We start from the raw sequence: 13,437 nt of genomic DNA, 5'->3' as shown, positions 1-13,437 counted from the left end.
CGGGGGGCGCCCCCGCGGCGGGGGGCCGGGCGCCCGCCCCGGCGCCCCGCCGCCCCCCCCCGCCCCCCCCCCACTACAGTCAGCCTGGCTTTTGTAGGAGCGGCGTAAGCCGCGAAGCTGATGACCTGTCCGACGCATTGCCGGTAAAGCCCCTGCCGAGCATGGCTCGGCACTACAGGTGCACACCTTGTAGGAGCGGCGTCAGCCGCGAAACTGGGAATCCTGCCGGGCCAGCCATCTCTGCACTCTGTTGGTGCATCTGCTTCGCGGCTGACGCTGCTCCTACAACATGGCGCCGTTCCGGTATGGATGCATCGCAGTGAACGATTGCACCAACAGCCCTGTTTTCGGCATGCTCAAGGCATGACATCCCCTTCACGCTCGATCCACGTCGTGGCCGCCGTCATCACCGACGCGCGTGGCCGCATCCTGCTCAACCGGCGTACCGGCGATAGCGATATGGCCGGCCTCTGGGAATTTCCCGGCGGCAAGCGTGAGCCGGGCGAGACCTCGGAGCAGGCGCTGGTACGTGAACTGCGCGAGGAACTCGGCATCGAGGCCGAGATCGGCGAGTGGGTTATGGACGTGCCGCAGATCTACCCGGACAAGCGCCTGCGCCTGGAAGTGCGCCGCGTGCGCCACTGGAAAGGCACGGCGCGTGGCCGCGAAGGCCAGGCCATCACCTGGGTTACCCCGGACAAGCTGTCGCGCTATTCGATGCCGCCGGCCGATCTGCCGGTGGTGGCGGCGTTGCGCCAACCCTGCCACTACCTGATCACCCCGGAGCCGACCGACGGCGACGAGGCTTGGCTGGCGTCGATCGAGGCCGCCATTGCCGGTGGCATCCGTCGCATCCAGCTGCGCACGCCTCTGGCGCCGAACCGCGAGGCCTTGGCCAGAACCGTGGTTGAGCGCTTCGGCAAACAGGTTGAAGTGCTGATCAACCGCGACATCGCCCTGGCAAAGGTGCTGGGCGTTGGCGTGCACCTGGGCAGCGAGCAGGTGGTGCAGCTGCAGGCGCGGCCGTTGCCGGAGACATCGCTGGTAGCCGCGTCCTGCCACGACCTTGCACAGCTGCAGGCGGCACAGCAACTGGGTTGTGATTTCGCAGTGTTGGGGCCAGTGCAGGCAACCGCCACCCATCCAGAGGCCGCGGGTCTTGGCTGGGATGCATTCGTCGAACTGCGCGAGCGCGTATCGCTGCCGATCTATGCAATCGGCGGGATGGCGGCTGCTGATGTCGAGATCGCGCGCCAGCATGGCGCCTTGGGTGTGGCCGCGATTCGTTCGCTATGGCCGCAGGCCTGAGCAGCTGAAGGCGTAGCGCGCTTACAGCGTGATCCAGAAGCAGTTGTATTGGCGGCGCAGGTGCAGGATGGTCCGCGTTGGCGTGGCGCTGCGCGGCAAGGTCTGCTCCAGTCGCAGCGCGATGGGGCGCCGTGGGCCAGTTGGAGCGTTGCTGATGACGTGCACTTCGGGATAGGTGGTGCTTGCCTGCGTGTGATCAACCGGTGTGCCGTCGGTATAGGTGAACGGCTCGGTCGGCTCGGGAACATACGCCGGCTCTTCGGGGAATACCGGCGCGATGTCGATCAAGGGCCGCTGCACGATCTCATCCAGCCTGTCCATGACCCGGGTGGCGGCGGCGTTGGAAAGCCCGCTCCACAGATAGATACCGGATAGTCGATTGGGATCGCGCGCATCGGCCGCCGATTGGATCTGCGCGACCAGTTCACTGAGCCGCCGTGCGCAGCTGTCGCGGTACAAGCCACTGCCGCCGACCGCGCGCGGATTGGGCAGCAGGCGTGCGCGTGCGCCCATCACTTCGCAGGGCTTGTCGCCGTAGACGGTTTGACCCTGTGCATTGGTGCAGCGGTTGATCTGTTGCGCGCGCGCATTGAACGCCGCCAGGGCGGAGCAGGTCAGCAACAGGAGTAACAGCAGGCGCATCGGCCAAGGGTAGCGGTTGGCCGTGCGCGCAGGAAGTGACGAAGCCTCAGCTGCGGCCGATGCGCTCCAGCACGGCATTGGTCGGCTTGGCCAGATTCAGCGTGTAGAAGTGCAGCGACGGTGCGCCACCTGCGATCAGTCGCTCGCACAGTCCGCCGACGACGTCGGCGCCGAACTCACGCACAGCTTCGGCGTCATCGCCATAGGCCTGCATGCGCTTGCTGACCCAGCGCGGAATCTCTGCACCACACTGCTCGGAGAAACGGCGCAGCTGGCTGAAGTTGGAGATCGGCATGATGCCGGGAATGATCGGCACCTCCACGCCCAGCTTGCGTGCCGCATCGACGAAGTGGAAATAGGCGTCGGCGTTGTAGAAGTACTGGGTGATGGCGGCATCGGCACCGGCATCGATCTTGGTCTTGAAGTGGCGCAGGTCGGTGAGTGCGTCGCTGGCTTGCGGATGGGTTTCCGGATAGGCGCCCACTTCGATACGGAAGGCATCGCCGTGCTCGGCGCGGATGAAGGCGATGAGTTCGGACGCATAGCGCAGGTCACCGGGGAAGCCCATGCCCGAGGGCAGGTCGCCACGCAGGGCGACGATGCGCTTCACCCCGATGGCGCGGTAGAGCTTGAGCAGCTCACGGATCTCTTCACGCGTGCCGCCGACGCAGGACAGGTGCGGCGCCGCCTGCAGGCCGTGGTGCTGGTTGAGGTGGCGCACGGTCTCGGAGGTATAGCTCAGGGTCGAGCCACCGGCACCGAAGGTGCACGACACGTATTCCGGCGCATGGCTCTTGAGCTTGGCGGCGGTACGGTCCAGCTGGGCGCGCTGGTCATCGGTCTTGGGCGGGTAGAACTCGAAGCTGAGCGCGGTCATCGGAAGCGGCCGTGTCTGACGGGATGCGGGTAATTATATCTCTCTATCAAGATGGATGTGCAATTGTTTCAGCCGAGACTTGGGGAAGTAGGTGCATTCTCAATGCGAGCGGTAGGCCGGGCGCTGCGGCAACAGGGTGATGCAGGCAATGATTGCCAGTAACAGCACGGCGGTGCCTGCATAACGACTCAGCGCCAACCCGCCGTGGTCCAGGGGCTTGTCGAGGAAGTCGCCAACCACGGCGCCCAGTGGCCGCGTCAGGATGAAGGCCGTCCAGAACAAGGTGGTGCGGGAGATGCGGGTGCAGAAGTACAGCGCCGCCACCATGACCAGCAGCCCGCCAAACAAGGCGATGCCACCGCTATAGCCGAGCCCCTGGGTATCTGCGGCCCAATCGCCCAAGGCGGTGCCCAGAGTTTGGGAGAAGGTGATGGCCAGCCAATAGAACAACTCGCTGTGTGGTGAGTTGATCTGGGTGACCGAGATGCTGCCGGTGCTGCGCTTCCAGACGAACAGGGTAATCAAGAGCAAGGCGAGCAACAGCGTAGTGCCGCCTGTATAGCCGATGCCCAGCGAGCGATCCACGTAGTCGGCCAGCGTGGTGCCAACGGTGGTACTGGCGATGATGGCGAACCAGTAAACCCAAGGGCGGAAGTTGGGTGAGCGGATCTGCGTGAATACCGCGAGCGCGAACACGGTGGCAAACAGTGCCGTGCCGATCAGGTAACCCAGGTTCATCGACATGGTGACGGCATCGCCGCCCACTTCTCCCAAGGTGGTGGCGAGGATCTTGATGGCCCAGAAACCCAGGGTGAGGGCAGGGACCTTGCTGAGGGTTTCGGTCGGTGACATGGCAGCTATCTGTGCAGACGTGCAGCTACTGTCGGCGCGCGGTTGTCGGAGTTGCGTCGTAGCCATGTGTGCGTTGAGGGGGAGTTCATCGTGATGCGCTGCGGTCAGCTACGGGTGAAAGTTGAGCTTCCCGCGCAGAGCACCCCTCCCCAGCCCTCCCCTACGCCTACGGCGCAAGGGTTGGGGCGGACCCGCTCGCCGCCGATGAAGGATGCAGCTTGTGCCCCCTCCCTTTGCCGTAGGCAAGGGGAGGGTTGGGGAGGGGTGCTTTGGCCTTTGCTCTTGGCTCTTGGCTCTTGATCTCCAGCACTTCGCTCGAACGCAGAATCAAAGGTGGAAAGCCAGAACCGCTTGAAAGTTGAGCTTCCCGCACAGAGCACCCCTCCCCAGCCCTCCCCTACGCCTTCGGCGCAAGGGAGGGGGCGGAGTGTTGCGGCACACGGAGAAGGGGGGGCGCTGTGGCGCAAGGTATGGCCGGATCGCGGCAGGGCGGGCTTTGCCGCTTTGGGCATGTCAGCGAACTACAGCAATCCGTTGACTGTGCCAGTTCTGGCAGCAACACCTCGGCACCGCAAACGACGCTCGGCTTAACGTCGGGTTTGCGATGATCGGTCGCCAACGCCGCCCCGGCGCCGCCCCAATCGGAAAGTCACCATGACCGCATCCAGCGCCATCCGCCGCGACGTCGGCCCCATTGCCTTGATGCTCACCGGCCTGGGCTCCATCATCGGCTCAGGCTGGCTGTTCGGGGCCTGGCGCGCCGCTGGCCTGGCTGGGCCCGGCGCGATCTGGGCCTGGGTGCTGGGCGCGGCCATCATCCTCACCATCGCGCTTACTTATGCCGAGCTCGGTGCGATGTTTCCCGAATCCGGCGGCATGGTCCGCTACAGCCATTACTCGCACGGTTCACTGGTCGGCTTCATTGCCGCCTGGGCCAACTGGATCGCCATCGTCTCGGTGATCCCGGTCGAGGCGGAAGCGTCTGTGCAGTACATGGCATCGTGGCCATGGCAGTGGGCGCAGGACATGTACGTGCAGCAGCCCGGTGGAATGGGCGAACTCAGCCATGCCGGCCTGCTGATCGCCGCGGTGCTGGTGGTCGTCTATTTCCTGATCAACTTCTGGAGCGTGAAGCTGTTTGCGCACTCCAACAGCGCCATCACCATTTTCAAGCTGGTCGTGCCGGCGCTGACCGGCGTGGCCTTGATCGCCAGTGGCTTCCACAGCGAGAATTTCTCGGTTGGATTGAAAGGGCCGGGCACGCCGATCCTGGATTTCTCCGCCATCCTTACTGCCATTGCTACCGCCGGCATTGTTTTCAGCTTCAACGGTTTCCAGAGCCCGGTGAACCTGGCTGGCGAAGCGCGTAATCCCGGCCGCAGCATTCCCTTCGCCGTGGTCGGTTCCATCCTGCTCGCAGCGGTGATCTACGTGTTGCTGCAGGTGGCATATATCGGTGCGGTGCCAAGTCAGATGCTGGCCGAACACGGTTGGCATGGCATCGATTTCCGTTCACCCTTCGCCCAGTTGGCCTTGATCCTCAACCTGCATTGGCTGGCGATGCTGTTGTACGTGGATGCTTTCGTCAGCCCCAGCGGCACCGGCATGACTTACACCGCAACCACTGCGCGCATGATCTACGGCATGCAGCAGAACGGCACCGCGCCCAAGGTGCTGGGCAACATCCACCCGCGCTGGGGCGTGCCACGGCCGGCGATGTGGCTGAACCTGGCAGTGTCCTTCCTGTTCCTGTTCTTCTTCCGTGGCTGGGGCACGCTGGCGGCGGTAATTTCGGTGGCCACCGTAATCTCCTATATGACCGGGCCGATCAGCGTGATGTCGCTGCGCCGCACCGCGCCGAACCTGCATCGCCCATTGCGGGTAGTAGCGCTGCCGATACTGGCGGGCGTGGCCTTCGTGATGGCCACCGAACTGCTGTACTGGGCACGCTGGCCGCTGACCGGCGAAATCATCCTGCTGATGGTTGTGGCCTTGCCGGTGTACATCTACTACCAGCGCAAGATTGGTTGGCATGATTTCTCGCGCCAGCTGAAAGGTGCGATGTGGCTGATCTGCTACCTGCCACTGTTGGCATTGGTGTCGTGGGCGGGCAGTACCGCCTTCGGCGGCGCTGGCTACCTGAGCTATGGCTGGGATCTGCTGCTGGTGGCAGCAATTGGTGTCGTGTTCTATCTATGGGGCGTGAACTCCGGTTGGCGCACACCGTCGATGGATGTGGCCGAACACGAGGCACAGGCGCAGGCGCAGGCCTGAGCCGGATGAGGAACGCGCACTGCTAGCGGTGCGCGTAGACGCAACAGTTCCGGTCTTCGCACCGATCGCCGACAATGTCGCCATCCTTTGCTGGAAGCGATGATGTCCATCTACCTGACGCCGTTTGCACGTACCCGCCTGTTCCCGCGCACGCCGCGCGCCAATACCATCCAGGACTGCAGCGCCGAGGAATTCGAGCAGTACTTGAATGCGCATGCTGCCGACAAGGTGCTCGATGGCTATGCGCCATTCTGCAAACTGCATGTCTACAGGAACTGGACCAGCACACGCTGCCTGACCGTGCCGGTCAACGAGCAGAACCGGCACCTGCTGCGTTCGAGTTACGAGGCACGCAGCCGCGAGGAGTTGCCGGTGCTGGTGCGATGGTTTGAAGGCGTGGAGCCGGCCGTGGCCGAGTATCTGGTGGTCATCCTCTACAGCCGCGAGCAGCTGCAGAAAGAAGGTTCACCCATCGACGCCGATTGGGGTGTGGTGGGTTGCCTGTACACCGCGACGGCCGAAGAGATTCCGATGGCACCCATCACCATGATGCGTAATGCCTTGGGCGTTGAAGAAGGCGGCTCCGGTGTGCCGATTGACCGTGCCGCTTACGCGCGCGCCGTGGAGTTCTGGGGCGCCAATGCAAACTGGCGCTGATGCTGTGCAACTCACCGCGAAGCGAAGCGGTCTGTTCGCAATCAGCGGCTGGCATGTGCTGCTGGCGGTTCTGGTGTTCGTTGTTGAGGTGATCATCGCTACACGCCTGCCGCATGTGTCGTGGATACGTGCCTACCTCGGTGATGTGTTGGTGGTGATCCTGCTTTACGCAATGCTCCGCAGCGTGCTGCGCATCAATGATTACCTGGTCCTGCTGTTTGTGTTCGTGTTCGCCTGCGGCATCGAGTTTGCACAGTACTTCCATATCGCCGAACGGCTTGGCTACGTGCGTGGCGATGTGATGTATACGGTGATAGGTAATACGTTCTCGTGGGGCGATATCGTTTGCTACGCAGTTGGCTGCGCGGTAACTGGGCTTATCGTGCTGCTAACGCGCATGTTTTGGCGCATTCATCGCTGAAGCACGCTGCATTGCGCGTCTGCACGAGAAACGCTGTAGACGCGCCTTTAACATGCCTTAACAGCTGTTCGCGTAGAATGCTCGGGCTCAGCATCATTCAGCGATTACGCACAGGCACCCTGCCTGTTGATGCTTGGACAGCCGGCACTGCGCCTTTACCGGGATGATCCCGGTTTTTTCTGTCCCTGACCGTTCCCGTGGCCTTGCCGCGGGGCATTCCTTCGTGCGCATTACGGCCTGCGCGAACTCATGCAAGCCAAGGCCAAGCACGCAATCAACTCAGTAACGGGAGGACTGGTCCTGTCATGTCTACAGGTGAATCCACTATCCGCAATGAGCCGCTGCAAATCGAAGACATTACCGTCATCGATAAGGCAAAAGTAAAGAAAGCAGTCACCGCCGCCGCGTTGGGTAATGCGATGGAGTGGTTCGACTTTGGTGTGTATGGCTTTGTCGCCTATGCCTTGGGCAAGGTGTTTTTCCCGGAAGCGTCGCCCAGCGTGCAGACCATTGCCGCGCTTGCAACGTTCTCGGTGCCGTTCCTGGTGCGTCCGCTGGGCGGCGTGTTCTTTGGGGTCATGGGGGACAAATTCGGCCGGCAGAAAGTGCTGTCGGCAACCATCATCCTGATGGCGGTCAGTACCTTCTGCATCGGCTTGATTCCATCGTATGAAAGCATCGGAATACTCGCACCGATCCTGTTGCTGCTGTGCAAGTTGGCGCAGGGTTTCTCCGTTGGTGGTGAGTACACCGGTGCTGCGGTATTCGTTGCCGAGTTCGCGCCGGACCGGCGCCGTGGTTTCCTCAGCAGCTGGTTGGATTTTGGCTCGATCATTGGCTTTGTTTCCGGTGCCGGCGTGGTGGTATTGCTGAGCAGCATCGTTGGCGAAGCGCAGTTCCTTGAGTGGGGCTGGCGTATTCCGTTCTTCCTCGCTGCGCCCCTGGGCTTGATTGGCCTGTACCTGCGCCACGCAGCGGAGGAAACCCCAGCTTTCACCGAGCAGCTGGAGCGCATGGAGAAGGAAGACCAGGATGCCGTCGGCAGCGCGCCGCGTATCTCCTTCAAGGAGATCGTGACCAAATATTGGCGCTCGTTGCTGGTCTGTGTGGGCATCGTGCTGGTCACCAACGTCACCTACTACATGCTGCTGACGTACATGCCCACCTACCTGTCGCATAACCTGCATTACTCCGAGGACCATGGTGTGCTGATCATCATCGTGGTGATGGTGGGCATGCTGTTCGTGCAGCCATTTGTCGGCATGGCCAGTGACCGTATTGGCCGCCGGCCGTTCATCGCCGCAGGTAGTATTGGTTTGCTGATTGCCGCGTTCCCGGCGTTCCACCTGATCACCAGCGGCAATACCGGTTGGATCTTCGTTGGTTTGTTGTTGCTGGCGGTGTTGTTGAACTGCCTGATTGGTGTGATGGCCTCAACCCTGCCGGCGATGTTCCCAACGCGTGTGCGCTACAGCGCATTGGCCAGCGCGTTCAATATCTCGGTGATCATTGCCGGCGTGACGCCGACCCTTGCAGCGTGGCTGGTGGAAACCACGGGTGACCTGATGATGCCGGCCTACTACCTGATGGTGGTGGCGTTGATTGGTCTGGTAACCGCGTACTTCATGCATGAGACGGCCAACAAGCCGATGCGTGGCGACACGCCGAACGCAGGCAGCCGCCGCGAAGCGCGCGAGCTGCTGCAGGAGCAGTACGACCATATCGAGGCCAGCGTTGATGGCCTGGATGTTGAGATCAACGATATGCAGGACAAGCTTGCCGACCTTGAGCGGCGCAAGCAGGCACTGATCGATCGTCATCCAGACCTGGTCTGACAAGCTACCTCCCTTGCACCGAAGGTGCAGGGGGCGGCGTTTGAATATGTGGAGCCGAGCCATGCTCGGCTGGGGCACTACCAGGAGAGCCTCTGCCGAGCATGGCTCGGCACTACCGCTTCGCCCCCTCCCTTTCGCGCAGCGAAGGGGAGGGTTGGGGAGGTGTTCTTCGCAAGAAACTCAACGCGCAGGCATCTCTGGTTTGCAGTCGTAGCCCGGATAAGGGCAGCACCCCCGCGGGCCTTTGGCGATCTGAAAGACCACGAAATCCTTGTTCCCGGGTGCGCTTCGCTTACCCGGGCTACGTCATTTCCGCTATCAATCCTTCGCGCTGATCAGCAGCGCAGATCAAGCATTGCAACGAAAACGCAGCGCATTGAGCTGCGGGAAGCGCGCGATGATGGTGATGGCGTCCTTCCAGTGCGTTTCAAAGGCTTCGTCTGGCACCGGCAGAAATGCTGGGTCCACGCCGTTGAAGCGGAATTCAATTCCCCGATCAGGCAATAGCTGACGGGTGATCGCAGTCGGGGTGCGGCCGTTGCGCAGGTGCCAGACAAGTTCTTCAATCACGGTATTCCAGGCATCCACTTCAAGATCATCAATCCACTGCATGTGGCGGGTCCTTGGCTCGGTGGTAGTGCAGGGCAACGCGGGTAGGTGAAGTGCTGGGTACGGCTGAATCCGGATAAACGGTGACCGATCATCGCTCAAATTGGCTGGCGCTGCGTTATCTGCGCAGTAGCGCTGTCCGGACTGCGCTACTGCGGGTATATCTGCCGCATGTTCGGACATTCAAGAAGAATCTCAATTATCAATTGCTTCAAGGCCGTGCAGCGTGCCTGTTGAATCAGCCGTCCGGCGTCGCAACGCAAGCAGTAAGCGCTGAAACAAGACAGTTTTTGCGCATTCAAGGTGACAGTTGCCGTGCACGGCGTCATGCGCTTTGTTCAAAGCGCAATGCCTGGGTTGTGAAAACCTGTTGCGACGACTTCTGGTAAATTCCGCGAAAGGAATCCGATTGGTGTCTGCAGATTGCAGACGGTCATCACATCTGGAATAGGCATGGATAAGCTGAATAACCTTCTGGCACAGGTCGCTGTGCTGGGCAATGCGCAGCGTCAGTACCAAGTGCAGTGCGCCGAACTTGGCAGCAATGTGGTCGAGCGCTGGTGGGGGCGTGATGCCTTGTCCGCACACGCATCGACCGAAGTGGACGTACTTTCCACTGATCAGTACATCGATCTGGATGCATTGCTCGCCAAGCAGGCAGCGTTGCTGATCCGCAACGCGGATGGTGGCGAACAGCGACGCAGTGGTTTGATTGCATCGGCGCAGCGCATGGGCAGTGATGGCGGATTGGTGCGCTACCGCCTGTCACTCCATTCCTGGACCTGGTGGTTGCAGCACGCGCGCCATAGCCGGGTTTTCCAGGACAGCAATGTGCGGCAGATTGTGGACGCTGTGCTGCAGGATTATCCGGATCTGGCCAACTGGCGCTGGGCCGAAGGCTGCGATGAGTTTATTGCATCGCGCGTGCACAGCTACTGCGTGCAGTACCGCGAAAGTGACCTCGATTTCCTGCAACGGCTGCTGGCCGAGGAAGGCTTGGGTTGGCGGCTGTACCAGAACGAGCAAGCACCGTGCGGCAACAGCATGGAGATCTTCGCCGACAGCCAGACGCTCCCCGAGGATGCGGCCAGCGCCAAGGTTGGCGTGCGCTTCCATCGCAGTGATGCCACCGAGTCGAGCGACAGCATCCAGACCCTGGGCAGAAGCCGTGCCTTGGGCAGTACCCGCATCAGCCTGCTCAGCGACGATTACCGCTCCGTGCGTGGCATCACCGCGCAACTGCCGATGGATGGCGGCGGTGAGCAATCGCAGCGCGAGAACTACGACCCGGTCGGCGCCTACGCTTTCAGCAACGCCGCCACGGCAGCGTGGTACGCAAGGTTGCAGGCACAGTCGCATGAAGTGCACGACCGCACCTGGCTTGGCCAGAGCACAGTGCGCGGTTTCCAATCCGGTACTTGGCTGCAGGTAGTGCAGGCCCCGTTTAAATCAGCACCAGAATTGTTGCTGACCGAAGTGGAACACGCCGGCATCAACAACCTGCCCACCGATGTTCGCCACGCAATGGACGACGCGCTGGGCAAAGCGCCCTTAGGTACAGCGGACGCAGCGCTATGGCAACAAGCCGAGAAAGTGGGCTACGCCAACCGCTTCAAGGCCACCGAGCATGCAATGCCATGGCGGCCTGCATTGGTGGATGGAACCGGCCAGCGGCTCAACCCGCGCCCGACCGCGCCGGGCTACCAGACCGCACGCGTGGTTGCCTCGCATGGCGGCAAGGGCCAGGACGTCCACGCCGACAGCATGGGCCGGATCCGCGTCTGCTTCCATTTCCAGAATGGCGAGGCCGACACCACCTGGCTGCGCGTCGCCCAGCGTTACGCTGGCCCCGGCGTTGGCGCACAGTTCCTGCCGCGTGTAGGCCAGGAAGTGTTGGTCGGCTTCCTCGATGGCGATATCGATCGGCCCATCGTCCTGGGTGCGCTGTACAACGGCCGCGGCGAAGCGGGTGTTGCACCGACGCCGGCGGGCGCCAGTGCCAGTGAAGACCGCAGCGCCTACGCACAAGCCCGGGATGGCGCCGCCAGCGCACAAGCCAACCTGAGTGGCGGCCACGCCCCGGCGTGGCACGCAGCGGGCGCAGGCGACGAAGCACATCGCAATCCCGGCGCAGTCTGGGGCATCCGCTCACGCGAATGGGAAGGTGGCCAAGGCAGTAATCACCTCCTGTTCGACGACAGCGACCAACAGCTGCGCGTGCAGCTGGCCAGTAGCCAGGAGACCTCGCAGCTGAGCCTCGGTCACCTGCGCCACCAAGCCGATAACTTCCTCGGCAGCCTGCGTGGCACAGGGTTTGAACTGCGCAGCGACGCCTGGGGTGCAGTACGCGCCAGCTCCGGTGCCTGGTTCAGCGCCTATGCGCATCGCAGCAGCAGCCCTGCCGGCGAAGTGGTGCAACCAGCGGCCTTGCTCAACCAGCTGCAAAGCTTGAGCACAAGTTTCAACCAAGCCGCACGCACCCACCTGACCAGCACGTTGGTAATGAAGGAAGGCGCACGCAGCAAGGACAGCTCCAGCCTCGTGCCGGATCAGGCGCCGCTGGCTGCAATGCTGGCCAGCGCTAAGACCACGGTCGCAGGCGCTGAGTTCGATGCTGCAAGCGGCGAAGCTGCGCAGCGCAAGGCAACAGCGGGGAATGACCGCGTCCCCCACAGCGGCGACCCGCTGCTGGGCTTTGCCGCGCCAGCAGGCATCGTGCACGTCGCAGGGCAGGCATTGCACTGGTCGGTAGGCGAAGGTCTGCTGCTGGCCAGTGGCGGAGATAGCGATACCGCGGTGATGGGCAATGCGCGTCTGCATGCCGGGCAAGCCATTGGCATGTTGGCGTGTGCGGTTGAGGGCAGCGCGGGCGATGGCAATGCATTGAGTTTGGTGGCCGGCACCGGTGAATTGAACGTACAGGCCCAGCAGGACGAAGTTCGCCTGCAATCAAGGCAGGCGCTACGCGCTGCCAGCGCACAGGGTGTGGTGGAGCTTGCTGCAGGCAAGACGATTCACATCGCAACGAGCGGTGGCGCCAGCGTGACCATCGAGAGCGGGAACATCACGTTCAACTGCCCGGGCACGATTACCGTGCATGCGAGTAAGAAATCGTTTGTTGGGCCAAGTAGCTACAAGCACGAGCTCCCTAAATGGAATTTTGAGGATATGAAGAAGAAAAGACTCGTTGGATTTTCGGGATAAAGCAATGACAAAGCTAATGATTCTGCCGCTGTTGATTGCATCTTTGCTCGGCTGCAGAGACAACTCGGGCGTGGCGTCCATGGATCAAACGGCCGAAGTTGAAAACAAGCGTGAAGCTTCTTCTGATTCGTTGAGAGCTTCAATTATTGATCCCGATTCTAAGGATGGGATTGACGACGGACAGGCCAGTACGCAGGTCGGAATGCCAGGGGGTGCTTCGATCGGAGCTCCTGATGGTTCATTGTCGTCTGCTAAGAACTCCGGAAAACCTGAAGAGTCGATCCTCCCTGACGCGGGACGAAAAATGCGCCCGAATGTTGACTTCGAAAATATGCTTCAAGGTTTCCTGCGCTGCCGGTACGACGGTATGTGGGTGCCTGGCGACTATGGCGTTCGGTCTGAATTTCCAGAAAATCCCTATTTCAAAAAGCACAATACTAAGGGCTGCGGCGCCGATGAAGAGTTCTCCCGCTATTGTGTGGAGGAGGTGTTTCACGGGCTGGACGTTACGCAGATTGCAGTACCAATTCAGGGTGGAATTCCGCGGGTGTCGATTTTCGTCCGTCAAGATTTGAGGCTCGCAAGGAAAATTTTGAGAGCTGAAGTTGGATCGGAATTTAGGGAATCTCCTGCATCTATGGAGGGGACGACGTTCCCCCGATTTTGAGTAGCGCGGCGATTTGGAGTTCAATCCCCAACGAGACGGAGATTGGACATGAAGAAGCGCTTTTCCGAAGAGCAGATCATTGGCTTCCTGC

At 61.6% G+C, this 13,437-nt stretch carries 12 protein-coding genes; 8 read left to right on the top strand and 4 right to left on the bottom strand.

The genetic code is table 11. The annotated features are described in order from the left end of the window. Window positions 1–363: 363 nt before the first annotated feature. Entirely contained in the window at window positions 364–1,308 is a 945-nt protein-coding gene (locus tag ACVOLV_RS20675) for a Nudix family hydrolase (RefSeq protein WP_481556001.1), read from the top strand. Window positions 1,309–1,329: 21 nt separating this feature from the next. Here ACVOLV_RS20675 and ACVOLV_RS20670 read toward each other — a convergent pair whose 3' ends face one another. The 3 genes from ACVOLV_RS20670 to ACVOLV_RS20660 form a co-directional block, all read right to left on the bottom strand. Beyond that, entirely contained in the window at window positions 1,330–1,950 is a 621-nt protein-coding gene (locus ACVOLV_RS20670; protein WP_481556000.1) for a DUF4124 domain-containing protein, read from the bottom strand. Between the two features lie 46 nt (window positions 1,951–1,996). Continuing rightward, the gene (metF, locus tag ACVOLV_RS20665; protein WP_481555999.1) at window positions 1,997–2,827 is read right to left on the bottom strand and encodes a methylenetetrahydrofolate reductase [NAD(P)H]; all 831 of its coding nucleotides are present in this window, start codon (window positions 2,825–2,827) and stop codon (window positions 1,997–1,999) included. A 99-nt stretch (window positions 2,828–2,926) separates the two neighbouring features. Then, complete coding sequence (locus ACVOLV_RS20660) at window positions 2,927–3,679, bottom strand: COG4705 family protein (RefSeq protein WP_481555998.1); 753 nt, start codon at window positions 3,677–3,679, stop codon at window positions 2,927–2,929. Between the two features lie 654 nt (window positions 3,680–4,333). Between ACVOLV_RS20660 and ACVOLV_RS20655 the strand changes: the two genes are divergently transcribed. The 4 genes from ACVOLV_RS20655 to proP all read left to right on the top strand — a co-directional run bounded on the left by ACVOLV_RS20655 (window position 4,334) and on the right by proP (window position 8,866). Continuing rightward, the gene (locus ACVOLV_RS20655) at window positions 4,334–5,953 is read left to right on the top strand and encodes an APC family permease (protein WP_481555997.1); all 1,620 of its coding nucleotides are present in this window, start codon (window positions 4,334–4,336) and stop codon (window positions 5,951–5,953) included. A 102-nt stretch (window positions 5,954–6,055) separates the two neighbouring features. Further along, a complete protein-coding gene (locus tag ACVOLV_RS20650; RefSeq protein WP_481555996.1) occupies window positions 6,056–6,610 on the top strand; it encodes a DUF3228 family protein in 555 nt (184 codons plus the stop codon). Beyond that, the gene (locus tag ACVOLV_RS20645) at window positions 6,594–7,031 is read left to right on the top strand and encodes a ribosomal maturation YjgA family protein (protein ID WP_481555995.1); all 438 of its coding nucleotides are present in this window, start codon (window positions 6,594–6,596) and stop codon (window positions 7,029–7,031) included. Before ACVOLV_RS20650 ends, ACVOLV_RS20645 begins: the two co-directional genes overlap by 17 nt. A 305-nt stretch (window positions 7,032–7,336) precedes the next feature. Then, window positions 7,337–8,866, top strand: a complete 1,530-nt coding sequence (gene proP, locus ACVOLV_RS20640; protein WP_481555994.1) for a glycine betaine/L-proline transporter ProP — start codon at window positions 7,337–7,339, stop codon at window positions 8,864–8,866. A 348-nt stretch (window positions 8,867–9,214) separates the two neighbouring features. Here proP and ACVOLV_RS20635 read toward each other — a convergent pair whose 3' ends face one another. Next, window positions 9,215–9,478, bottom strand: a complete 264-nt coding sequence (locus ACVOLV_RS20635; RefSeq protein WP_481555993.1) for a hypothetical protein — start codon at window positions 9,476–9,478, stop codon at window positions 9,215–9,217. Window positions 9,479–9,558: 80 nt separating this feature from the next. On the opposite strand from ACVOLV_RS20635, the gene ACVOLV_RS20630 reads away from it, so the two are divergent. The 3 genes from ACVOLV_RS20630 to ACVOLV_RS20620 all read left to right on the top strand — a co-directional run bounded on the left by ACVOLV_RS20630 (window position 9,559) and on the right by ACVOLV_RS20620 (window position 13,346). Further along, window positions 9,559–9,864: a hypothetical protein gene (locus ACVOLV_RS20630; RefSeq protein ID WP_481555992.1), complete on the top strand. Its 306-nt coding sequence runs from the start codon at window positions 9,559–9,561 to the stop codon at window positions 9,862–9,864. A gap of 64 nt (window positions 9,865–9,928) precedes the next feature. Beyond that, window positions 9,929–12,679 (top strand): type VI secretion system Vgr family protein, encoded by a 2,751-nt coding sequence (locus ACVOLV_RS20625; RefSeq protein WP_481555991.1) that lies wholly within the window; start codon window positions 9,929–9,931, stop codon window positions 12,677–12,679. Window positions 12,680–12,683: 4 nt separating this feature from the next. Further along, window positions 12,684–13,346: a hypothetical protein gene (locus tag ACVOLV_RS20620; RefSeq protein WP_481555990.1), complete on the top strand. Its 663-nt coding sequence runs from the start codon at window positions 12,684–12,686 to the stop codon at window positions 13,344–13,346. Window positions 13,347–13,437: the final 91 nt, after the last annotated feature.

The organism is Stenotrophomonas sp. STEN023, from assembly GCF_056760135.1.
This window is presented reverse-complemented; position numbering and strand designations above follow the sequence as displayed.